Genomic DNA, 22,602 nt, shown 5'->3' on the forward strand with positions numbered 1-22,602 from the left:
GGGACTTTTTTTTGCCTAATTATTTTGTATTTTTTTTAAGAATGATAGCAATAAAAAGAGCGGAGGCAAAGATTGATTTTACAGAAAAAAGCTTCCCCAATACTTGCGACTATATAGCGGCCAGAGTAGTCCCAATACAAAGAAGTAGAATCGGGCGAACATGCTATTTAGTTTTGACTTTTTTGGAATAAAAAAAATCGCCGCAATTACTTGCGACGATTTAGTGGGGAGAGTAGGATTCGAACCTACGAAGACGTAGTCAGCAGATTTACAGTCTGCCCTCGTTGGCCGCTTGAGTATCTCCCCGAAGCCTTTGAGTACAACACTTATGTTGTTGTTAGCGGTGGCAAATATAGTAACACTTTTCGTTTCTGCAAACAAAATTTGAACTAAATTTCACTATTATTTTTAACGTATTGGTATTGAATAAAATAAAAAAATCTCCGCTAGGGAGATTTTTTTATTTTGATCTTGAAAATCGATTATTTAGCCAAAAGCTCGATAATTTTTGCTCTAAGGTCAGCGCCTCTTAAATTTCTAGCTACAATTTTACCCGAAGCATCAAGTATAAAAGTAGATGGAATTTCTTGGACTCCATATTGAGCTGCAATTGGTTCATCCCAAAATTTTAGATTAGAAACCTGAGCCCACGTTAATTTATCTTTTGAGATGGCTTCTTTCCATTTGTTGGCATCTTTATCTAATGAAACACCAACAATGTTAAGTCCCTGTGAGTGCAAGTCTTTATAGATTGCAACAACATTTGGATTTTCTCTTCGACAAGGAGCACACCATGATGCCCAGAAATCTACAATTGTTACTTTTCCTAAACTTTCCTTCAGAGAAATGACTTTCCCTTCAGGGTTAGGTGCAGCGAAATCTGAAGTTCATTTAGCGTCTCCAACTGGTGCAGTAGTAGCACCAATAGCAGGGGAATTCATTTCAGTAAGTTTTGTTTTTACCGCGATTCCAGCTTTAGTACTTTTTAAAGACTCTTCTAAGCCGTTAAAAATTGTCTCTGTTTTTTTAATGTCAGCACTTGGATCGTTAACCATTCCTTGTACAATTAAAACACTGATGTATGATTTAGGATGTGATTCAGCATAAGTAGTATATTTTGTCTTAGTGGCAGCTCCAACTACTGCTTGAATTTCTGAATATCCTTTCATCAATTTATTGATTACAGCAGTATCTTTTGCTTGTTGCGCTGCATTCATTGCTTGCATGTTTTGAGTCTGGAAATCCATTAGTTTCTTTTGAACTATTTTAATTTCCTCATTGAATTTAACATACTCATCATTACTGTAAGTACCTGAAACTTTAGATTTTTGAATACTGTCTTTATCGATAGCGATAGTGATTTCTCCATTTTCTAAGATAAAAGGAATTTTTATGTAAGGTTCTTTCCCTGCTACCGATTCTAACTGTATCGTGTGGAAAGCTGGTTCAGTAACTTTTCCTTTGATTTCAAATTTACCGTTTTCTACTTTTACAGTATCCAAAGCAGTAATTGCGCCAGTAGTAGGATCTTGAGTTTCCAAGATTATTGTTTTACCATTTTCGATACCAGTTGCAGTACCGGTGATAAGGAATTCGCCTTTTCCAACTTTGTTGCAAGAAATTAAAACAACTGCGGCAGAAAGTAATAAAATTATTTTTTTCATTATTAATTAGTTAATTGAGTTAAGTGTGCAAAAGTATCTAAAATTATTAAAGTATAAATAATTTTATAGCCTAAATTTTTGTTATTTTTTTAGTATTTGAAGTGCTAAATAATAGAAGATATTTGTTAAAATAATTACTATAACGTTACTGTGCACTTGGTATTGCTTAGGTAATCTACTACGTCGAATCGGGATATTGGATGTTGTGTTCAGTTGGTAACCCAAATTGTAACTTCGTGATTAAGCATTCGTAAGTGAGGGTATTGCGACATTATTTATGCGCTGATTTTGAAAAATTGAGGGCGATTTGAAACGGCGTTACAGAGTCCGTGTAAATACTCAAGTCAATTTCGGCCTTTTTTACTTCTAAAAGGGCTAGTTTCTGTAATCTTTTTATGTTGTGCTATCGATCTGTTGTAGGCATGATTATAAAGGGGTATAGTTAATTTAAGGACCTCATTATTAAAAACAAGTTAACTATGCTAAAACAGGAGATCTATGTTGAAACAAATGTATTGTCTGCTTAAAAGGGGGTAGGGTAAAAAATGAGAGTATATAAAAAAAGCACCCCTGAGGAGTGCTTTTGTGCTTCTATTTTTGATAAATCTAATCTTGGTTCAATGTTTTTCTCCAAGTAAAAGAATTAAGAATATGTCTTTTTGCGAATCTTCCTGGAGAAGCTGCATTTACCATTTTTACGTAAGTTGCTTTAGGCACACTAATGTACTCATAAACGCTACCGTTTGAAAAATTGATAATCAATCTACCCTCAACAAATTTATAATCTGTGATTGTTGCTGTTGTAGTTGTTTCTGTATATTCAGGTAAGTTCAGCTTTGTAGTTTCTGGATTGATACTTACCAAGAAATGGTAGGCTTCAATTACTTGTTTACTTTTTTCTTCAGCTGCTTTTAATCCAGTTTCATCACCTTGAAATTTATCAGGATGACATTCCTTCATAGAATTACGGTAGATCGTTTTTAAATCTTTAAGCTCTGCAGTTTTGTCTACATTTAGCAGTTTGCGGTATTCAACTATTTTTTTCATAAATATGGTAACTACTTGTCTTTTAATATAAAATCAATATAATTTGGTTTCAGAATCGACAAATTTTTTGCAAAGGTACACTTTTTTTTAATTTTTTAGTTTGAGACTAAAAAATATTCGTAGAAAAGAGAGCACACTAGTTTTTATTTGCCAAAAAAGAGACGCTGAAATAATGCTATTGTTGTGGTTTGTTGTTTGCTTTGTCGAAATTCTTAGACTTTTTAGGGTACTTATTGTAGCTGATATCACTAGGGTTTTCTATGATGGACTTAATTGTAATATAATCGCCTAGTGTATGGTTAGAAACCGCCATTTTATAATCTAAAAGATATTCACCACAAAAGAAATTGTTGTTTTCATCTTTTTCCATTATCCCGGTATAAACCCCTTTTTGTAACATTTTTTCTTGTGAAGACTTTGTCATAATCAATTTAATTTATAAAATTCTAATTTGCAAAGTTAATCAAATATTTAGTTCCCGCTGCCGCATTTTAGACTTTCTGATTACCTTTGTGCAATGCAAAAAATATTTCGTCCCAGTCCCAAATCCTTTAAAAATACCTTTTGTGTATTTCAGGAGCTGCCATTAAGTAGTCTGGAAGCATTGACGGTACAGTATGCAAGTAAGTCGGGCAGTAGTTATTATTACACTAAAAAGGGGATGTATCGGGTATCAAATCATTGGGGACGATTAGCCAACAGTAAATGGAGGTTAGAAGCTATGGATCCCGAATCCGATTCGAAAACCAAGTTAGGTTTTGCGCCTTGGACTCATTTTTATCCGGATAATGCGGTAGAGCAATTGTATTATTTAGAAATGAATTATGCGATGAATACAGTTAATTACCAGCATAAAAACAATCCTAATTATACAGGGAAAGCGATACTTAGGACTAGTTTTGAAACCACCAAAAAAATCAAGCAAATCAGAAATCTTCTGAATTTGACGTCATGGGCTAAGTATTATGAATACGATGATTTAGACGTTTTGCGAAAAAAAATTATAGAGGAATTGATTTTTACCAATAAAACCTTAGAGGAAATTAAGAGAGCGTTGATTTGATTCAGACCGCAGCGTACTTGCTGTTTGATATTTTAATCCTTGGATGTAATCAATTCGATATCGTTCATGGTAATCGGTTTAGACAAATAGCCTAAAATTACAGGATATTTTTTTGATTTATTCTTGTCTTCAATAGCAATAGATGAACTGGCGATATAGACGCTAATATGTTTGTTTTGTAAAGATTTCAGCAGTTCCATTTCCTCCATGAAGTCCCAACCGTCCTTAACCGTCATATTGATGTTTAATAGGATGATATTCGAAAGCAGCTCCTTATTTTCTATTGTATTAATGAAAGTTTCTATTTCCTCTTTACCGTTACAGAAGGAAGAAATATTCGAGACCAGATCCGTTTTTTGAATGATTTTAGCAACGATAATTTGGTAAATTTATGATCGTCGATCACCCATATTTTCTTTTTTATCATCGAATATAGATTTTAAATGTGTTTCCCATGTTTGGGTTACTCTCCACTGTAATATTGCCGTTCATGGCGTCAATCTGATTTTTTGTAATGGATAAGCCTATCCCTTTTGATTCAGGATTATTGCTGAATGTTTTGTACATCCCAAAAATTTTGTCTGCGTTTTTCACAAGATCAATTCCAATTCCGTTATCTGAAATTTGAAGCACTTTCATTTCATCTTCAATTAACTATTTAATGGTAATAACGGGGTTCCTGTCTGGGTGACTGTAACGGATTGAGTTAGACAGGATGTTATTTACAAACACTCTCTAAATAGGCGGGATTATAATTGACCATCACGTCATTTGGAACTTCGTTCAAAATAGAAACGTTTTTGGTAATTATCTGTTCGGAAAGCACATTTTGCAATATCTCTCTATATTGTTTTAGGTTTAAGGATTCCGATACCAAACCTATGTTATTTCTGATGTTTATAAGCTCATTAAGATGTAGTATTTTATCATTCAATGAATTAGACGCCGTTTTCAATAGTAGTAAGATCTCCTTCTTTTCTTCCTCAGAATCTGAAGTTTCAATTATATTCATAATGGATGCAATATTGCTAGTATGCGATCTTAAATTATGATACACAATGTAAAAGAAATTCAAAAGTCTTTTATTTTGTTGCGTAACTAGGTAAAAGGAATTCTTTAAATCTTTTTCTGCTTCTTTGATTATGGTAATAGAGATTATAATTCTGCATAAACCTATGGCTTTATCATTTTCGAAAGCGACACTCACGATATCCCTCAGCCAAGCAATTGTTCCGCATTTGGCAACCATTCGATATTCAAAATCATAGTTTAAACTTTCGTTGGCATTTAAAGTCCAATAATTGACTTAATACTCTAGGTCTTCTGGATAAATATGGTCTCCCCAAAAAGTTTTGCTTTCCAACCATTCCTCGCGAGTGTATTCTAGTATTTTCTCTAATTTTTCACTGATAAAAGAAAAATAAAAGGTTTTAATGTCATATTCCCAGACAATTCCATAAATCGTATTGATCAGAGATTTAATTCTTTGTTGCGAATTAAAAATTACTTTTTCAGCAGTTTTATGTTCCGCAATGTCTTCTGTCGAGATAATCACCCTCTCCAGAGAATTTTCATACCCTTTCACTGCACTATATCTAAAATGGATATCCCTGATTGTTCCTTGCTTCAGTTTTTCCAAGTCGCATAAATCTTCTGCTAAGTCGTCGGGATGCGTTACGGATTGAAAAGTCTTTTTCTGCAATTCTTGCGCAGAATATTCTAATAATTTAGAATATTAATCATTGATTCCCACAAAATAAGCGCTAAGGGAATCTGTATAGGCAATCCCCACAGCAGCCTGTTCCTCCACTAAAAGTTGCAATTCAGCCTGCTTTTTCAGTATTACGGTTACTAGAAAGCCAAATAATCCTGCTAATAGCAAACCGAAAATGCTTGGCGCTATAATTCGTGAATATAAATAGTTTTGATGTTTGGACGTAAGGTATAATTTCCATCACCATCGGCCATAAACAACGAAACACTATAATTCTTTGAGTACTTAATTTCTTTAGGCAGGTAGTATACCTCTTTTTTAGTGGTAAGATTAATCTTTGTAAACTGGAAGTAATATTTAGAACGGTCTATGTTATAAGAACCTGAAGACTTCAATAGGTCTTCTAATTTAATGATTACGGCTGAAAAGCCCCAAAATTCATTATAATGGAATACCGGAAGGCTACCTAGAATTCAAGCGCCACCCTGTTTTAGTTTTAAAGGATCTGCAAAATACATTTTTTGGTTTTGGATTGATTTTAGAGCTTCTTTCTTGAGATATAATGAATTTAAAATGTTCAACCCCTTGCAGCTTCATTGTGTTTCATGGTATATATCTTAGGACTCCTTTAGGCACCAATTGAACTGCAGAAATAGTGTGATTGGATTGTAATAATTTCTTGGCAATGCTGTCAAAATTTTTAGGAACTCCCTCATCGTTTATGGTAAGTCCCAGGGTAAACGTTGATGTGTAAAAGTTTTTAAGAGACTGTTCAATGTTTTGATGAATTGTATAGAGCGCATTCCTCATGGCGCTCTGTTCTTCGTCTTTAACTATTTTGTATTGCTCAAAGCCAATATACATAATGATAATACTCAATAATAGGAATGTAAAATAGTCGGTCGTTTTAGGCTCTGTTAAAGACCAACTGAAGAATTTTAATCTGTTATTTTCAAGTTTCATTTACGCTATGTGATAGGTTTAGGGAATCTTACTGTTATAAAAAAAGGTGAAATGTATTTATTAAATTATGGCAACCCGCAATGTTAGCGATTTTTATTAAAGTGAAGCAGGATTACATTTCTTATTGGATTGTTGTTTAAAAAAACGGGACAAAAAATTGTAATGCGCTAAATTATAATTAGACTTTTTTATAGACCGCTATCCAACAGTATTAAAACAGTACATTTTGATTGGTTAACAGAAATGAATCAATTTGGATTCGTGTTGTCTTTTTTAATAAAACAATCGGTATGTAAATCCTATTTCGGAACGAGAGTGTACTATCTGTTTAAATTAAAATGCCGAACTTTGCCAAAGATTTCTAATCTATAAGAATCTGCTGTTTAATATAAAAGCTTTTTATTTTTCACGGCAATTCATAAAAGGCCTTACTTTATTAAGTAGCTATGTTTTAGGAGTGAATTGAAAAACAAATAATTATGAGCAGGAATAACGAAAAGAATATTAAAAAGCACAACAACAAGTTGCATAAAGAACAGGATAGGGTTAAAAACGCAGAAATTCTTCGCAAGGAAAAATTAAAACAAATTACCAAAAAATTCCACGACTCGAAAAATTCAGAAACTAACTAATTAAAGGAATAATGGAAAACGAAAAATTCATCGAATTGAACAAAAATGTTCAGGAAATAATTGATTTAATTGCGAGTAAAAACGCAAAAGAGGCGAATAATAAATTAGTGGAAGTCAGTGATGATCTGGATGATTTACTAGACTATTCAGAAGAAGATGACGAGCTTATGGAAATAAGCCGTTATCAGGTCTTATTAAATCAATTGCAGCAAAAAATAATCGCTCTTAACGGGCAGCTATAACCGAGAGATGATAACAATAAAATGCTATTGTGGTTCTCTGATGAATTATAGTCAATGTTGCGAAGGATATATTAAAGGAGTCAAAAAAGCAGTCACTGCCGAACTACTCATGCGTTCCCGTTATTCGGCATATGCCACACAAGAAGCGGATTATCTCATCGCAACGACACACCCTTCTGAAAGGGTATACTACTCTACAGAGGATATCCTTTATTGGGCACGCAGCAATGATTGGCAAAAGTTGGAAGTTATAAAGAGTACTGACAAGACGGTGGAGTTTAAGGCTTATTTCTTAGATGCCTTTGGAAAAAATAAAATCCACCATGAACTTTCTACTTTTAAGTTTGAGAACGGAAGCTGGTTTTATGTAGACGGTACGTTCTATTAGTTTTTGTAGCAATTAACTCCTCTCGCATCTACATACTGCTTGAGTGATTGCAACGGAAATCCTCTCTTGTGGCGTTCTTAAAAGGAGACAAGAGATATTGAGAGCGTAAAGCACAGGCGCCGTTGCGAACACGCCCAAATTATTTTATTTATACTCCATGATTTAACTAAAAATTATTAATCGTTTGCCAAGACAGTGTTTTAAAATGACGTAATTTTAGGGTCTATGAAAAATGATAAAAAAAAAGGTTTCTATTTTAAGCAATATGAGGCCCCTAATCAATCTCCGTTTGATAAACTCTTTGGGATATTCAAAGAATTAATCACGCACACTTCTGGAGATTTTGATGAAGCGATCGATTGGTTGCGTGAATTGGATAAAGAATATAAACTCACCGATGAACACTATACTATCGATGATTTTATCGAGGACTTAAAGAAAAAGGGATACATCAAGGACGAGTTGAAGGACGATGGGACTTCAGGCATTGGAATAACGGCGAAAACAGAACGCGCAATCAGGCAGCAGGCTTTAGACCAGATTTTCGGAAACTTGAAACGCTCCGGCAGCGGAAACCACAAAACAAAACATTCCGGGAACGGGGATGAGCATACGGGAGAATTCAGGGAGTTCCATTTTGGAGACGGCCTGGAACGAATTTCCCTAACCGAGAGTTTACGTAATGCCCAAATCAATAATGGAGTGGAAGACTTCATGCTCACCGAGAATGATTTGGTTGTCGAGGATACCCAATACAAATCCCAGATGAGTACCGTACTGATGATCGACATCAGTCACAGTATGATATTGTATGGTGAAGACCGAATCACGCCCGCCAAAAAAGTGGCTATGGCGTTGGCTGAGTTGATTACAACACGATATCCAAAAGACACTTTAGATATATTGGTGTTTGGAAACGATGCTTGGACGATTGCCATTAAGGATTTACCGTACCTGAAAGTGGGACCTTTTCATACCAATACTGTTGCGGGTCTTCAATTGGCCATGGATTTACTGCGAAGAAAAAGGAATACCAACAAGCAGATTTTTATGATCACGGACGGTAAGCCGAGCTGTGTTCGTGAAATAGACGGCAGCTATTATATGAACAGTAATGGTCTCGACGAATATATTGTTGATAAGTGTTACAGCCAGGCACAACAAGCCCGAAAACTGCACATTCCTATTACGACGTTCATGATCGCAAACGATCCGTATTTGCAGCAATTTGTCAACAAATTCACGGAAGCCAATCAAGGGAAAGCCTTTTACACCGGACTGAAAGGACTGGGTGAGATGATTTTTGAAGATTATGAGACGAATCGTAAAAAGAGAATTAAATAAGTGAATTTAGAACAAAGAGAATAGATTAGAGAGTGAAGAAGAGAACCATTAATATTTTTAAAAAATTAAGAAAATTGTAATGAATCTCAATTTTCAAATGGTTAAAAAAAATAAAATAATTCCAAAAAAGACTTAGTGAGCTTTGCGTAAGACTTAGCGCACTTAGAGGTTAAATAAAAAAAGATGAAAATAGAAAACATAAATACGTTAGGCGAATTAAAGGCATCAGGATATAAAAGCAACAGCATTAAAGAGGAGTTGCGTACTAATTTAAGAGCCAAAATAAAATCGGGAGAACCTGCTTTTGAAGGGGTTCATGGTTTTGAGAATACGGTAATTCCAGAATTGGAACGTGCCATATTATCCCGTCACAATATCAATTTATTGGGACTTCGTGGTCAGGCCAAAACAAGGCTTGCGCGCAAAATGGTCGATTTATTAGATGAATACATTCCTTTTGTGACAGGATCAGAGATTAATGATGACCCGCTTAATCCGATTTCGCGATATGCCAAAGACTTAATCGCGATAAATGGAGATGCTACCGCTATTTCATGGTTACACAGGAAGGACCGTTTCTTTGAAAAATTGGCTACACCAGATGTAACCGTTGCCGATTTAATAGGAGACATCGACCCGATAAAAGCAGCTAATTTAAAGCTGTCTTATGCCGATGACCGCGTGATTCACTTCGGGATGATTCCACGTGCCAACCGTTGCATTTTTGTGATTAACGAATTACCTGATTTACAGGCTAGAATCCAAGTGGCTTTATTTAATATTTTGCAGGAAGGCGATATTCAAATCAGAGGTTTCAAATTGAGAATGCCGCTTGATCTACAGTTTGTGTTCACCGCAAACCCGGAAGATTATACGAATCGTGGGAATATCGTGACTCCGTTGAAAGATAGAATCGGATCTCAAATATTGACGCACTATCCTGAAACGGTAAAAATTGCCCGTACCATTACGGAACAAGAAGCCAAACTGGATGTCGTTCAGAGCGACATGGTTCATGTTCCTTCTTTAGCCAAAGACCTATTGGAACAAATTAGTTTTGAAGCACGAGAAAGTGAATATATAGACAATAAAAGTGGGGTAAGTGCACGTATGAGCATCACCGCTTATGAAAACTTATTAAGTACGGCTGAACGTCGTGCTCTTAGAGCTGGTGTTGATAAAACAACCTTACGTTTGTCTGACTTTATGGGGATTATACCTTCCATTACAGGTAAAGTAGAATTGGTTTATGAAGGAGAGCAGGAAGGAGCGGCATACGTAGCCCAAAACCTTATTGGATCAGCGATTCACACTTATTTCCCAGGCTATTTTCCTAAAATCGAAAAATTGGAAAAACCAGATGAAAAAACTGCCTATACGGATTTAATCGAATGGTTTTTTGCCGAAAGCGGTTTTGAATTATTGGACGATGCTACGGATGAGGAATACGAAAGAATTCTGGGGTCTATAGTTCCTTTGGAAATATTAGTGAAGAAATACCAACCCCAAGTAGAAAAGGAAGACAAATTTTTCATGAAAGAATTTATTTTATGGGCGATGGTAGAATATAAAAAACTGAGCAAAGACAGGATAACTGATGGCTATCAGTTCAAGGATATGTATGGAAGTTACATCAGTAGATTGTAACTTATAAACTGTATTAATTCATTGGGTGTAATTAGTTTTTGATAATTAGACACAAAGTATTATTATTACTTCAATAGCGCTTAAAATTATTTAAGCGCTATTTTTTTGTCTTTTTGTAAAACGGCCTATAATATATATTACCTTGCTCCGTTGGCATCACTTTCGGTCAATGGAATAAAATGGAAAATAGCTTTGAAGCTTTAATTGCCTCCTATATTGAGGATAAAGTTGGTATCTCTGAAAATTTTTTAAGCGACGACTTGGCCAATAGCTTAAAGCAAAATTTACTCGCCTTAAACCAAAAAAATTTGCTAATTGTCGCAGGAACTGGGAATTCAGAAGTGATTGCCTATGATACCGCTGTGCGAAGCGACTCTATTTATTGGCTTGATAAAAAGCACAATAATGAATTTGAAAATGCTTTTTTTGTCCAAATTGAAGCCTTTATCAGCTACTTAAATGAGAGTTGTTTTACGGGAATTACGGACTATGAATTTCATTATTCGTTGTATGAAAAAGGTGATTTTTACCTGCAACATTTGGATCAATTTCAGAATAATCCCAGCCGGAAATATTCCATGATCACTTATTTAAACGATAGTTGGCAACCTGCAGACGGTGGTGAATTAATGATTCACCAAGAAAACAAGAACCAAAAAATTACGCCTACACAAGGAAAGACTGTTTTCTTTAAAAGTGATGAATTGCTTCATGAGGTTTTAGTTACTCAAAATACCCGAATGAGTATTACTGGATGGCTAAAATGTGATTGATCTTATACTAATAATTAATAGTTTACTTGAAGGGTTTAGCTCAATGGCTATTCCCTTTTTTGTTTCATTTAGGTAGTTTTAGTTTTGCCGTAAACGCGCACGACATAATTACCATTAAGAAATTTATCGGTATTGATTTGGCTTTGAAGTAGTACTCCCTTGATTGGGTTCTCGAGTAATAGTTGCGCGGCCTGAACTAAAGGTGCGGCTGTTGTGGTTTGTATGGCTCTCAGTTGATGATTCCCTACTTTTTGGGGAAAGATACGCTTGGAAACTTCCCTTCTTCGCAAAACCCCCTCTATGTCTTTTCCTTCCACGGCAGCATATATAACAATCTGGTCCTCCTCTATGTGTGGTATCGCGGCTTGCATTTTTCGCTGTAGAGCTTCAATCGGGTTTGCTGACCTTTTCAATTCAGCAAGTTGCTTTTCAACCCACGCATAATGACCTGAAAACCGCAAGGTTTTGTAGTCCAGCGAGCGTACTCTTCCTGATAAGGCATCCGGCAAATCAGCGGCACCACCTGAGGTAAGGTCTTCTTCATAGGTCCTGCCGTCTATTATAATAGTTGCTCTTTCTGATAGTGAGGGTAACGTGGTTTTAACGTAGTCTCTAAGCACTATGGTGTCTTTCAAGTATTCGGTGGCAACACCCACGGGACTCCAAGTAAAACCGTAATAATGTGGAGCCACGGCATGTTTTCCGAGTGCGCCCACTTTTAATTCCAAGGTACTGATGCTGTCCACTTTAAAATCGGCGCAAAATTGTTGAAAAAGCCCGTTTGCTAGTAAGTCGATATAACCGGGCGCCAGGCCGGTTTGCAATATAAAACCGGTTGTGACATCTTTTGCCAAATCCTTTATTTTCTCCGTTTCGGCTATGTACTCCGTCAAGTTGGCATAATGCAGTTGAAAATCTTTGGCAAATTCGGCTATTCTTGTAGCCTGGCTGCCCGGCAGACAGTCGAGAATGATATCTCCCTTGCGTAAGATGGCCATCATTTCCTGGGTCAATCCTTCTTCCGCGAGGAGAAAGGGTTCGACGGAACAGGGTTTAGTTGTTCCCGCTTCAATCCAAGTAGCCACTTTTTTCGCTTTTAAATGGTTTCTGTCCCCAATAAAAAGGGTAGGAGTCACGTCGCTCCATTCCATGAGAATCAAACCAGCCGCTTCAGCTATGCCTCCAGCTCCGGCGATAATAATGTTGAAATGTTTTTTCATAAACTAAAGTTACGCATTTTCCGGAATACTATTTATGATACTCTGATAATTTTCCAGTGTATTATTTATTTAATAGTCTGTTAATTAGTTACTTGATTATTTTTAGAACTCAATAAACTCCTTCTTTTTACAGTGGAGGAAAGAGGCGTCAGTGGGGCAGCAGGATAGCATTGTAAACCCATGCAAGAGCACTTGGGTCACAAAGTGAAACCAGAAGCGGACTTAAACTCAAAGCGATTTAAGATCGCAAACTGTTTTATTTTTGGATTAAAACGACGCAGCGTGATATTGTTACAAACGAAATGCATATCTATGGAAGGAAACAAAATGTGTGCCGTCGCAATCTCTTTTGGTTTCAGGCGACGACCGACGGAGATGTGGGCTTCGTTATTTTGAAACAAGTGCTCCAGCTGAAGCGATTGGTGTATCTTTCGAATGATCTATTCCAGACGGTGTTTGGAATGCGTTTGCGAGGCGATGAAAAAGGTACCGTTGGGGTAGTGGTCATATTGGTCGAAATACACTTCGATGGGTCGCAGGGTGGCGCAGATGTTAACAAGTTGTTTCTTGATTCCTTCGGATTCGCTATCCGTCGCCATGAATTCGTTAATCGTGATGTGTGCCAAGGATTTTTTACTATGAAACCAGCCTATTTCTACTGCTAAGGCTTCTTTCATGGACTTGACCAAAGCAATGATGGTATCCGGCGGACTGATCACTATGGAATAACGGTGTTGCATCAGCGGTACATTAGTGTCTTAAAAGTACGAAAAATTAGGATGGATTTTCTTCGATGCCTCAATTAACAAATGGGTTTGTACCGCTCTCCGTATTATTATCTCCCTCGAAGCTGTTTTTTGTGTCGAAAAAATAGACTAGAGCTTTCGGTTAATAACTAATACTTGTTATATGCTGACAATGAATCTCATTCTTAGTAATTTTGCAGGACAATAGCGAGGGTCTTCCACAATGGGATTTTGGAATCCGCAGCTACTAATGGGAAAGCGGCTGTTTGGTTGTTGCTCCTTGAAATGTGGTCATTTTGGAGCCTTCGTAATAATAAAAACAGCTGTTTGCACTGTAGCAGCTAAATAAACGAATTTTTATGGATAACGATAAATTTATTTTCTGCCTCGAAGCAGTCCCCGATGCAGAAGCGTACACTAATACCGAAGTATTCCAAAACTTGGGGCAAATCGCCTTTGAACAGGGGATAACGAGTATTTACAGAACTTGCGATGCGATTGAAGGATTGGAAGAAGGGTTGAATGCCTTGCGCTATGATGACCATAATTTTAAGGATTATGAGGTCATCTACTTAGTGATGCCCGGCGGAGGGAATTCGATTTGCGTCAATGATTATTATTACAGTTTAGAGGAAATGGCTGAGCTTTTTGAAGGGAAACTGACTGGGAAAATTGTGCATTTTGCCAATATAAAGGAGCTGGACTTAGACGTGGAAGAAGCGCAATATTTTATAGATGTCACGGGAGCACGGGCGCTTTCGGGTTATGGAGTGGCAGCTCATACGGTAAGCAGCATTCACTTAGACAAAGCTTTTTTTAGTTTATGCCAGGACGAGGATAACGTGATCCATATTGTTGAGGAATTACATGAAAAACACTACAACCTATGTAAACAGCTCGATTTTAGGCTGTATTATTAACAAGGAAGCATAGTGCTGGAAAGGGGAAGAGCTAAAAGAGAGTAGAACGGCAGGAAATCGGCGTTCCATGTATCTCATTTCACACCAATACTGGCAGACTAATTGAACGAACAAATTTGAGTAATAGGATGTGATTGCTTCGCCGTCGCAACAACAACAACAACAACAACAACAACAACAACAACAACAACAACAACAACAACAACAACAACAACAACAACAACAACAACAACAACAACAACAACAACAACAACAACAACAACAACAACAACAACATCGTTAGCAAATGAAACCAGGGTTTGTGTACATCATTACCAACAAATACGTTACTGTGTTATATACGGGAGTAACATAGAACTTGCCCCAAAGAATTATGGAACATTTGGAGAAAAAACATTCTACTTCCTGCTCGGCTAAATATAGTTTGTAAATATTATTTTATTATCTATATTTCCAAATGATTGATGATGTCACAGAGAGAGAAAAAGAAATTAAAGCGGTTTCGTGAGCGGCAAAAAATGTCTTGACTATCGATATTAATTTAAAATGGGACGATTTATTTGATGAAGTAACAGCTATTATGCCGTTATAAAAAGGCAGGATGATAACGACTCTTTCTGACCAAGATAGCAACGAAAAGCCTGTAAGGGAGGGAGCACAGCATAAAACAAAACCCAAAACAACGACTAGAGGAAGCTCGTTTTGGGTTTATGTCTTTAGGGCGATTCCGACGGAATTGTATTGAATAGCCTGAAATGGCATCCTTGTGACTGTTACTATACAGATGTTCTCGCGGCAAATTCCGCTTGAATACTACTCAATTGAATTAAAAAATAAAAGTCCTTAGATTAGTTAAGGACTTTTGTGTAACGGGGAATTATTTTTTAGACTCTTCAATAGAAAGTTTTCTAAATTCCTTTAATAATTTTTCCATTTCCAAAGTTGACTTACGTGCTCTTGCTCCAGCAGCTTTTACTCCTTTGTCAATTAAAGATTCTGTTTCTGCAGTAAATGCTTCAAACTCAGCGTTAATCTTTGCTACTAATTCTTTCATGTGTCTTTTATTAAATTAAGACTACAAAAATAGAATTTTGGGTAATATAGCCTAATAATATTATGTTAAAAATAATTCAATATTAAATTTTTTTGCTCAATCAGTACCAAAAACTAATGTTAGTTTTACTTACAAGTAGCTAATTTGGTTATAAAAAAAAGCTGTTATTTTCTTTTTGTAAAGTTGTATTAAACTTTAAAAATTGCCACCTACTATTAAATACTATCTATTGTTGTTACTTTCCGATGCAGAATGTAACATCTGTTATTTTACAGTACTTAGGAGGCTATGAGGTACATTTTAGGTACAAAGTCTGTAGAAAACTGCAATTTTTGCAGATCTATCAACATCGTTCTTTAGCTTTCCCTTGATTATCCCAAGTTTTTAAATCAATACTACCCTTGGAAGTAGCCAAAACTCAGTTGCCTGTAAAAACTGTTTTATGGGTAGCTTATCACGCCTAAAAGTATATAAAGAGTAAACCAGGCAAAACAGCAACGATCCGAATATTTAAAAATCTTCTTATATTATTCTAATAACCCCGTGGTGTTCGTCGAATTCGCTGTCTTTTCTGTTCAACATGAGTTTCATCATTCATGCAACTCGACGAAAACCTATCCAGCGTTACAATGTTTTTATGAGGTCCTAAGGTCTATTTATACTCTCACTTTTTACCATACAAAATAGATAAAGTTTTACTTACGTTAGCGGACCACATAGAATTATGTGATTCTCCTTCAAATATTTGCCACTTCAATTCTATATTATCGTAATCACTTTGCTCAAGATAGCTACTGTACTTGACCATCGTTGGTACTATGCCTGAGTGATCCTTATCTCCAACAGAAATGAAAACTTTAGTTTGCGGTATATCCCAGGTTTTATTTTCCCTGAATTGAGTAACTGCTTGGTTTAATAACTTCTCATTGTCCCACCAAAGTGCAGGACTACTGATGCCAAATCGAGTAAAATAGCCATCTGAATTCACCAAACAATAAGCTGCAAACAGACCCCCAAATGAGTGACCGAAAATACCTCTATCAGAATTAGTTTTGTAATTCTTATCTACGAATGGAACTATTTCGGTTTTCATAGATGTAAGAAATTTATCTGCTCCTCCAGATATAAGCCCGCCTTTGGGCATATCACTTCTTTTATTTACTTTTTCATCTGTAGAAGTAGATAAAGATGTCGTATAGTCTTGATATCTAAAAGTAAAATCAGCATCACTAATACTCACAATGATAAGGTCTTCTAGTTCTTTTTCCGAATCCAAAATTGCTCTTGTTCCTCTGATTATGGGAAAGACCCACTCACCGTCCAAAACATATAAGACTGGATAAGAAACTGTGTCTTTTGTCGAATAATTTTTAGGAAAAGAAATGTACAATTTATAATCCCTTCCCAATATCTTAGAAGTAATTGTATGGTCTGGCTCTGTTATTCTTTCTTTTGGCTCTAATTTTTGACCAAATGCGATGGTACTAGAAATGAGTAATAGCATTGTAGTTATTACAAATTTTGTTGATTTTAAAATATTCATTTAAGTTACTTTTTGTTTGTTACTAATTAAACAAGTTTGCAACTACTGTTTCCTCACAAAGAATTTAGTTTGATTTGCGGAAATTTAATTAAAAATTTGATTTTTCAATCAAATCCTATTTTTAAATTCCAAAATAGCATTGTTTGGTTTCAGCGTAATTAATGGTTTTATTTGAATAGGGGATTCCTTTTCAATAATTTCGAATTGCTCTACCAAAGCAATAATTGCTAAAATCATTTCATACATGGCAAAATTATTGCCAATACACATTCTAGGTCCCGCACCAAAAGGAAAATAATTTTTTGAAAACTTAATATTTTCATCTAAAAAACGCTCAGGAATAAATTCATTTGGCTGTTTCCAAAAGTCTGAATGACGATGAATTTCATAAATTGAAAACAACAAATTCGAGCCTTTGGGTAAAACAATTCCGTTATAAGTATCTTCCTCAATATTTACGCGGTCTATAAAATAGGCTGGAGGAAACAAACGCATAGATTCTTCAATAACTAATTTTGTATAACTCGCATTTTTTATCCAATGCATGCAATCCGTAGATTCACTTTTTATTTTTTTAATTTCAGATGCTATTTTTGACTGTGCTGCAGGATTTCGGGCCAACAATTCGCAGGTAAAAGTAAGTGCATTTGAAGTTGTTTCATGACCCGCTGCAAATAAAATCAATATTTCATCTACCAATTGATTTTCATCCATCTTAAAGCCATCCTCATATTTTGCACTTAAAAGCATGTTCAATAAATCATGATGATCTCCGCTGCTTTGCTTTCTTTCTTCCACCAATCTTTTTAAAATTGTTCTTGAATTTTGAGTCAAGTCTAAATGCTTTTTCGTTTTTCCTGAAAGGTTAAACCACCAAACAAAAAAAGGTTGTCTTAGTTCTTGAACCAACATTTTTTGAGTAGCTTCTGTGGTATGTTGCAATGAATCAATATCAGCACCAGAAATGTTTATATTGAAAATTGATTTAATAACAGTTTGAAAAGCCAAATCATTAAAAACAGGAAAAACATCCATCGGTTTTCCAGTTTTAATATTTTTTAATTCTGCTAAAATGGTTTTTTGAATGGTATCAACCAACAGCTTAAGTTGGCCTTTGTGAAAAGCTGGCTGAATTAATTTTCTTTGTTTTTGCCAATGCTCTCCCTCAACAGTTAACAATCCTTTTCCAACATATTTTGCTAAATCTTTGGTTTGAATATAAGATTTAGTATAATTTTTTTGATTCTTTTGAAGCGCATGTTGTAAAAGTCCAGCATCCCTACAAAACAAAACAGATTTTCCAAAACCAATTTTTAAACGAAAAATATCTCCTAAAGTATCAAAGTTTTTTGCGTGAAATGGTAAAGGATTTTGTAAAATAGCTTTGGCATGCTTTAGAAACTTAAAAAAAGAAACTTCTGGAATTTTATTGGATACACTCATTTTTAATTTTATTTGCACTCATTAACAACCCGTTTTAAAGAATTTGTAAAAGTTGACTTTTTGTATTTATTTTTTACAAATTTAAGCATATTTGCTTATGTATTTTGTTGTATTTTTTATTTAAAATATACTTATAAAACATCATTCTAAAGTTTTTAACTATACAACCCTGTCCTCAATAAATTTCATGTGCTTAAAATTTATTTAGGATAGGATTGTATCTTTTTTAGAAAAGTGCATTATGGTGGAGTTAAAGGCGGTAATACAAATGGAAGATGTTTATTTGGCGCAAGCCATTAATTATTTGGAAGCGTATAATGTCGAAATTGGGTTGTTAATTAACTTTGGTGCAAAAAGTCTTCAATTTAAAAGAGTGCATAATAATAGTCTTAAACCGTGATTGAAAAGGATTAGGAGGAAAAAAAGGATTTCGTATTTAGTAATCAAGAAAATCAAGTCAATCGTGGTTCAGACAATAAGGAGCTTGTTACAGCAACTGTTTGTGTAAAGTGGTAGCAGCTATTTTTAATTAAAACCTGTTTTTCACAATAAGCAGGTATTAAAACTCATTTTTCATAATTAAAACTTGTTTTTCATCTAGTTATCGTATGCGTTTTTACAAGTAAAACCTGTTTTTCACAAAATAATTATTTAAAACCTATTTTTCACAAACAAAACCTATTTTTCACATATTTGATAGAATTTAAACAAACATAAAATGCAATTTTCTAAAGATATAACGGTATTTAATGGCATAACAACTCCAGAGCCTGGCACATTAGTGGGTTATGGCGCTATTATAGATGCGATGCAGCTACAATTGCCCATGCCACATGCAGTAGCAATCATCAGTAAAAAGCACAAGCAGTACAGCACAGAAAACTGGTTAGTATACACACCTCGACACCAACCAAAAGAAACACTATTTCATCAACTTGTATTTGCTCTAAAATATGAAGGTGTTAATTTGTTGTTTTTTAAAACGCTATTTCAAAAAATTTCAGAAGAAGAGGTAATGAGCTTACTTCAAATAGAACCAACAGGCCAATACAGTAGAAAAATTTGGTTTTTATACGAATGGTTACTTCAAACAGAACTTCCTATTGCTGATTTAGCGATTAAAAATTACGTTCCACTACTGGAGGAGAAAGTGCAATATAGTGTTACAGGCATAAAATCATCCCGTCATAAAATAACAAACAACCTCCCTGGAACGGTAGATTTTTGCCCTTTAATCTTTAAGACAGAAAAATTAGAAGCGAAAATTAATGCGGCTCTTTCCAATAAAAAAGACATTTATTTAAACAATATTCATAAGGATGTAGTGCAAAGAGCCTCTTCTTTTTTATTGTTAAAAGATTCCAGGGCCTCTTTTACTATTGAAAATGAAAATCCAGGAAACAACAGAGCCATGCGCTGGGGGAAAGCCATTGGTCAAGCAGGAGGTGCGGCGTTGAGCTTAGAAGAATTAGAACGACTGCAACAAATTGTAATTGAAAATAGCCGATTTACGGAAATGGGACTGCGCAAGAAAGCAGGCTTTGTTGGAGAACACGACAGAGCTACAGGAGCACCTATTCCAGATCATATTTCGGCAACAGCAAAGGATATTAAACCCTTAATGTATGGCTTGCTTGCTGCAAATGCAATTATGCAAGATCCTACTTATGATGCCGTTTTGGCTGCTGCTGCCATAGCTTTTGGTTTTGTATTCATTCATCCCTTTGTAGATGGTAATGGGCGTTTACATCGGTACATCATCCATCATGTTCTAGCCAAAAAAGAATTTACAAAACAAGGCGTTATTTTTCCTGTTTCGGCCTCTATCTTAGATCATATAAACGATTATAAAACAGTTTTACAATCCTATTCTCATCCTTTATTAGATCACATTCAATGGAAAGAAACAGTGGATCATAATGTGGAAGTTTTAAATGGAACTGTAGACTTTTACCGCTATTTTGACGCAACAAAACAAGCCGAATTTTTATATGATTGTGTAGAAGACACTTTAGATAGAGTCATTCCTAATGAGGTGACTTTTCTTCAAAATTATGATGCGTTTAAAAGATACTTAGACAATACGTATGAAATGCCCGATACTATGGTAGCGTTAGTGGTTCGGCTTTTAGAACAAGGAAATGGCGCATTATCAAAACGGGCCTTAAAAAAAGAATTTTTAGATTTAAAAGAATCGGAAGTTAACGACATAGAAAATAAGTATCAAGAAATATTTATAGCAGAATAACATGAGCCACCAATCTGAAGCCCTATTAGAAAACAACTTAATCAAGCAATTGCGGGATTTAAGTTATGCGTCCGCTACAATACAAGATGGTGCCGCTTTGGTTGGGAACTTACAAAGTCAATTGGCTCTTTTGAACAAAACTACTTTTACTGCCAAAGAGTTTGATGCCATACTTAATCATTTAGCCAAAGGCACTGTGTTTGAGTAAGCCAAGACGCTACGAGACCGTTTTCAATTGACTAAAGAGGATGGCACTTCGTTTTATGTTCGCTTTTTCAATACAGAAGACAACAGCAAAAATTTATATCAAGTTAGCAATCTAATTTTGTTAGTTAAATTTTTTTGGGTACTATGCGGATTAAATTCGCTAACGATAATGCGTCTTTGGACTTCAGCAATCCAAATACATTCTGGAAGATTGATGTACCCTAAAATAGCTGTTTTCTATCTCTTTACCAGTATAATTGTCTTTTTACCATTGAGGTTGTCATACACGAGTAGCTCCCCATAAGGGCAAGCGCAATAGCCTTCTTTTATTTTCGGGAATAATGTGGTAGTACTCTCGGGAATCTATTTTATTTCCTTTGCAATGTATTTTAGTTGTTCTGTAACAAAACGGCAGTAGCTTTGCAATGGACTCATCTTTACTTTGAGTGTCATTCCCAATAAATTCATTTCCTTTTTCATCCTTAAAGAGAGTAGGAGGCAAGTTCGTCTTGCCGTAAGAATAAAAATAGCTGTATATCCCGTACCTAAATCCGTTATATTTAAAGAGCATAATCTTTAAATTCACCTCTGTACTTTTAGAATGAATAACGTATAACTTCATTTCGACCACCAATTAAGATTATCTTTTTGTTGTTTGAAGGCACTGCAGTGATACTCTGGAAATCATCGCCTAGTATCTCTTTATAGATAAGTTCTCCTGTTGACGAAAATACATATAGAATACTTCGGTGCCATCCACCTCTTCCTGAATAGAGTGCTGCAAACGGTGCATCTGGCGCATTACCAATAAAGGTGGCGGCCACAACATGCATTTTGGATCCGGCTCCAGCCGCTTTGTATTTTTTTACGATTTTCAATTTAGAATCATAGACTTCCAAGATTTCCTCTGCAGAAAATACCACAAAAGGCAGAGCGGCTGATGTAAGAACAGGTTCGTACCAATAGTCGTCCGATAATGTTAATCGAGAGATTTCTTGTTCTTTGCCATTGAAAACGGCAAAATCTGTTTCTCCGGTTGCGGCCAGAAGCTCATAATGGCTATCTCCGGTAAAATCTGCTGAGCCAATTATCCTTTTAGCAGATCCTTTACGAACAACTTCTCCCGTTTCAAAGTTTAAATACAGAAGTTCTTGATTTTTATTTTCTAAAACAACAAAGCGTTCTTCACCATCATCGAGTACTGCGGTTTTTCCAATAGCATCAAAACCAGACTCTTTCTTCCATTTTAATTGGCCGTTACTATCAAATACAGCAGCAGATGGATTGCCCCATAGTCCACCTCCGACGATATACGATGGTTCTTGTGAAGTGTTTTTTATAACAGCAAGATCCGATAACCCGGGAGTGAGAGTTTTGCAATCCTTGGTTAATATATTATTCGAAAAATTGCAAATTTGGTTGTTACTTATTATCAGGAACTCAGTTGAGTCTTGTACTGGTACGATCGCTTTTACCAAATTCAAACTGTCTTTTTTCAAGATTACTTCTTTTGTAGGTGTCCATTTGGAAACATCTACTCTTGGCTCGCTTAAATACTTTGGAGTAGTTCCGCCACCACAAGAGATTAAAAATAAGGAAGCGGCGATTGCATAAATGAATGTTTTAAAATGGGCATTACGGGGAGCCAATTTAGAACGAAACAGGAAAATTACTTTTTGTAAAACACCAAGAGTTGATGCCACTGTTAAAGTAAATATATTTTTTAATTTCATGATTTTCAATT

At 35.4% G+C, this 22,602-nt stretch carries 28 protein-coding genes, 1 tRNA gene and 1 pseudogene; 11 read left to right on the top strand and 19 right to left on the bottom strand.

Annotation, left to right across the window (positions count from 1 at the left end; all coding sequences use genetic code 11):
• Positions 1–224: 224 nt before the first annotated feature.
• From CXF59_RS05675 to CXF59_RS05695, 5 genes and pseudogenes are all read right to left on the bottom strand, one after another.
• A tRNA-Tyr gene (locus tag CXF59_RS05675) sits at positions 225–306 on the bottom strand.
• A gap of 176 nt (positions 307–482) precedes the next feature.
• Positions 483–869, bottom strand: a pseudogene (locus CXF59_RS05680) (peroxiredoxin family protein); the annotation flags it as partial.
• Between the two features lie 18 nt (positions 870–887).
• A complete protein-coding gene (locus tag CXF59_RS05685; protein WP_101136880.1) occupies positions 888–1,664 on the bottom strand; it encodes a DUF4369 domain-containing protein in 777 nt (258 codons plus the stop codon).
• A 606-nt stretch (positions 1,665–2,270) separates the two neighbouring features.
• Positions 2,271–2,711: a KTSC domain-containing protein gene (locus tag CXF59_RS05690; RefSeq protein WP_101136881.1), complete on the bottom strand. Its 441-nt coding sequence runs from the start codon at positions 2,709–2,711 to the stop codon at positions 2,271–2,273.
• A 175-nt stretch (positions 2,712–2,886) separates the two neighbouring features.
• The gene (locus CXF59_RS05695) at positions 2,887–3,135 is read right to left on the bottom strand and encodes a hypothetical protein (RefSeq protein WP_101136882.1); all 249 of its coding nucleotides are present in this window, start codon (positions 3,133–3,135) and stop codon (positions 2,887–2,889) included.
• A 93-nt stretch (positions 3,136–3,228) separates the two neighbouring features.
• Here CXF59_RS05695 and CXF59_RS05700 point away from each other — a divergent pair, with 93 nt between their 5' ends.
• Complete coding sequence (locus CXF59_RS05700) at positions 3,229–3,774, top strand: hypothetical protein (RefSeq protein WP_101136883.1); 546 nt, start codon at positions 3,229–3,231, stop codon at positions 3,772–3,774.
• Between the two features lie 32 nt (positions 3,775–3,806).
• Here CXF59_RS05700 and CXF59_RS14890 read toward each other — a convergent pair whose 3' ends face one another.
• The 7 genes from CXF59_RS14890 to CXF59_RS05725 all read right to left on the bottom strand — a co-directional run bounded on the left by CXF59_RS14890 (position 3,807) and on the right by CXF59_RS05725 (position 6,451).
• On the bottom strand, positions 3,807–4,010 hold the full coding sequence (locus CXF59_RS14890) for a hypothetical protein (RefSeq protein WP_157824527.1): 204 nt from the start codon (positions 4,008–4,010) through the stop codon (positions 3,807–3,809).
• Positions 4,011–4,197: 187 nt separating this feature from the next.
• Positions 4,198–4,413 (bottom strand): ATP-binding protein, encoded by a 216-nt coding sequence (locus CXF59_RS05710; RefSeq protein ID WP_101136885.1) that lies wholly within the window; start codon positions 4,411–4,413, stop codon positions 4,198–4,200.
• Between the two features lie 79 nt (positions 4,414–4,492).
• Positions 4,493–5,023 carry a hypothetical protein gene (locus CXF59_RS05715; protein WP_101136886.1) on the bottom strand — a complete coding sequence of 177 codons (531 nt, stop codon included), beginning with the start codon at positions 5,021–5,023 and terminating at the stop codon, positions 4,493–4,495.
• 57 nt (positions 5,024–5,080) lie between these two features.
• Positions 5,081–5,476 (bottom strand): hypothetical protein, encoded by a 396-nt coding sequence (locus tag CXF59_RS05720; protein ID WP_101136887.1) that lies wholly within the window; start codon positions 5,474–5,476, stop codon positions 5,081–5,083.
• 33 nt (positions 5,477–5,509) lie between these two features.
• A complete protein-coding gene (locus tag CXF59_RS14895) occupies positions 5,510–5,656 on the bottom strand; it encodes a hypothetical protein (protein WP_157824528.1) in 147 nt (48 codons plus the stop codon).
• A gap of 17 nt (positions 5,657–5,673) precedes the next feature.
• On the bottom strand, positions 5,674–5,883 hold the full coding sequence (locus CXF59_RS14900) for a hypothetical protein (RefSeq protein WP_157824529.1): 210 nt from the start codon (positions 5,881–5,883) through the stop codon (positions 5,674–5,676).
• Between the two features lie 208 nt (positions 5,884–6,091).
• Positions 6,092–6,451, bottom strand: coding sequence for a hypothetical protein (locus tag CXF59_RS05725; RefSeq protein WP_157824530.1), 360 nt, complete (start codon positions 6,449–6,451; stop codon positions 6,092–6,094).
• Between the two features lie 643 nt (positions 6,452–7,094).
• Between CXF59_RS05725 and CXF59_RS05730 the strand changes: the two genes are divergently transcribed.
• The 5 genes from CXF59_RS05730 to CXF59_RS05750 all read left to right on the top strand — a co-directional run bounded on the left by CXF59_RS05730 (position 7,095) and on the right by CXF59_RS05750 (position 11,477).
• Complete coding sequence (locus CXF59_RS05730; RefSeq protein ID WP_101136889.1) at positions 7,095–7,325, top strand: hypothetical protein; 231 nt, start codon at positions 7,095–7,097, stop codon at positions 7,323–7,325.
• Between the two features lie 7 nt (positions 7,326–7,332).
• Positions 7,333–7,713, top strand: a complete 381-nt coding sequence (locus CXF59_RS05735; protein ID WP_101136890.1) for a YchJ family protein — start codon at positions 7,333–7,335, stop codon at positions 7,711–7,713.
• 225 nt (positions 7,714–7,938) lie between these two features.
• Positions 7,939–9,057, top strand: coding sequence for a VWA domain-containing protein (locus tag CXF59_RS05740; RefSeq protein ID WP_101136891.1), 1,119 nt, complete (start codon positions 7,939–7,941; stop codon positions 9,055–9,057).
• Positions 9,058–9,240: 183 nt separating this feature from the next.
• Positions 9,241–10,704 (top strand): AAA family ATPase, encoded by a 1,464-nt coding sequence (locus tag CXF59_RS05745; RefSeq protein ID WP_101136892.1) that lies wholly within the window; start codon positions 9,241–9,243, stop codon positions 10,702–10,704.
• A 179-nt stretch (positions 10,705–10,883) separates the two neighbouring features.
• Positions 10,884–11,477 carry a 2OG-Fe(II) oxygenase gene (locus tag CXF59_RS05750; protein ID WP_101136893.1) on the top strand — a complete coding sequence of 198 codons (594 nt, stop codon included), beginning with the start codon at positions 10,884–10,886 and terminating at the stop codon, positions 11,475–11,477.
• A gap of 68 nt (positions 11,478–11,545) precedes the next feature.
• On the opposite strand, the gene CXF59_RS05755 is transcribed toward CXF59_RS05750, so the two are convergent.
• Positions 11,546–12,697 (bottom strand): saccharopine dehydrogenase family protein, encoded by a 1,152-nt coding sequence (locus CXF59_RS05755; RefSeq protein WP_101136894.1) that lies wholly within the window; start codon positions 12,695–12,697, stop codon positions 11,546–11,548.
• A gap of 440 nt (positions 12,698–13,137) precedes the next feature.
• Complete coding sequence (locus CXF59_RS05760; protein ID WP_101136895.1) at positions 13,138–13,437, bottom strand: hypothetical protein; 300 nt, start codon at positions 13,435–13,437, stop codon at positions 13,138–13,140.
• 365 nt (positions 13,438–13,802) lie between these two features.
• Here CXF59_RS05760 and CXF59_RS05765 point away from each other — a divergent pair, with 365 nt between their 5' ends.
• Both CXF59_RS05765 and CXF59_RS14905 read left to right on the top strand, forming a co-directional pair.
• A complete protein-coding gene (locus CXF59_RS05765) occupies positions 13,803–14,363 on the top strand; it encodes a DUF6642 family protein (RefSeq protein WP_101136896.1) in 561 nt (186 codons plus the stop codon).
• Between the two features lie 130 nt (positions 14,364–14,493).
• Positions 14,494–14,646: a hypothetical protein gene (locus tag CXF59_RS14905; RefSeq protein WP_198554638.1), complete on the top strand. Its 153-nt coding sequence runs from the start codon at positions 14,494–14,496 to the stop codon at positions 14,644–14,646.
• Positions 14,647–15,240: 594 nt separating this feature from the next.
• Here the strand turns inward: CXF59_RS14905 and CXF59_RS05775 are convergent.
• The 3 genes from CXF59_RS05775 to CXF59_RS05785 form a co-directional block, all read right to left on the bottom strand.
• A complete protein-coding gene (locus tag CXF59_RS05775) occupies positions 15,241–15,417 on the bottom strand; it encodes a histone H1-like protein Hc1 (protein WP_016989479.1) in 177 nt (58 codons plus the stop codon).
• Between the two features lie 664 nt (positions 15,418–16,081).
• The gene (locus CXF59_RS05780; RefSeq protein WP_101136897.1) at positions 16,082–16,960 is read right to left on the bottom strand and encodes an alpha/beta hydrolase; all 879 of its coding nucleotides are present in this window, start codon (positions 16,958–16,960) and stop codon (positions 16,082–16,084) included.
• Positions 16,961–17,068: 108 nt separating this feature from the next.
• Complete coding sequence (locus CXF59_RS05785) at positions 17,069–18,403, bottom strand: cytochrome P450 (RefSeq protein ID WP_101136922.1); 1,335 nt, start codon at positions 18,401–18,403, stop codon at positions 17,069–17,071.
• A 238-nt stretch (positions 18,404–18,641) separates the two neighbouring features.
• Here CXF59_RS05785 and CXF59_RS05795 point away from each other — a divergent pair, with 238 nt between their 5' ends.
• The 3 genes from CXF59_RS05795 (at position 18,642) to CXF59_RS05805 (ending at position 20,859) form a co-directional block, all read left to right on the top strand.
• Entirely contained in the window at positions 18,642–18,803 is a 162-nt protein-coding gene (locus CXF59_RS05795) for a GxxExxY protein (protein ID WP_255416301.1), read from the top strand.
• A gap of 318 nt (positions 18,804–19,121) precedes the next feature.
• The gene (locus CXF59_RS05800) at positions 19,122–20,651 is read left to right on the top strand and encodes a Fic family protein (RefSeq protein WP_101136899.1); all 1,530 of its coding nucleotides are present in this window, start codon (positions 19,122–19,124) and stop codon (positions 20,649–20,651) included.
• 1 nt (position 20,652) lies between these two features.
• Positions 20,653–20,859 carry a hypothetical protein gene (locus CXF59_RS05805; protein WP_198554640.1) on the top strand — a complete coding sequence of 69 codons (207 nt, stop codon included), beginning with the start codon at positions 20,653–20,655 and terminating at the stop codon, positions 20,857–20,859.
• A gap of 279 nt (positions 20,860–21,138) precedes the next feature.
• On the opposite strand, the gene CXF59_RS14910 is transcribed toward CXF59_RS05805, so the two are convergent.
• Together CXF59_RS14910 and CXF59_RS05810 are read right to left on the bottom strand one after the other, a co-directional pair.
• Complete coding sequence (locus CXF59_RS14910) at positions 21,139–21,480, bottom strand: hypothetical protein (protein ID WP_157824533.1); 342 nt, start codon at positions 21,478–21,480, stop codon at positions 21,139–21,141.
• On the bottom strand, positions 21,455–22,591 hold the full coding sequence (locus CXF59_RS05810; protein WP_101136900.1) for a hypothetical protein: 1,137 nt from the start codon (positions 22,589–22,591) through the stop codon (positions 21,455–21,457). The genes CXF59_RS14910 and CXF59_RS05810 overlap by 26 nt, the downstream gene beginning before the upstream one ends.
• Positions 22,592–22,602 lie beyond the last annotated feature (11 nt).

It is taken from the genome of Flavobacterium sp. ALD4 (assembly GCF_002836475.1).
In the GTDB taxonomy this organism is placed as follows: Bacteria; Bacteroidota; Bacteroidia; order Flavobacteriales; family Flavobacteriaceae; genus Flavobacterium.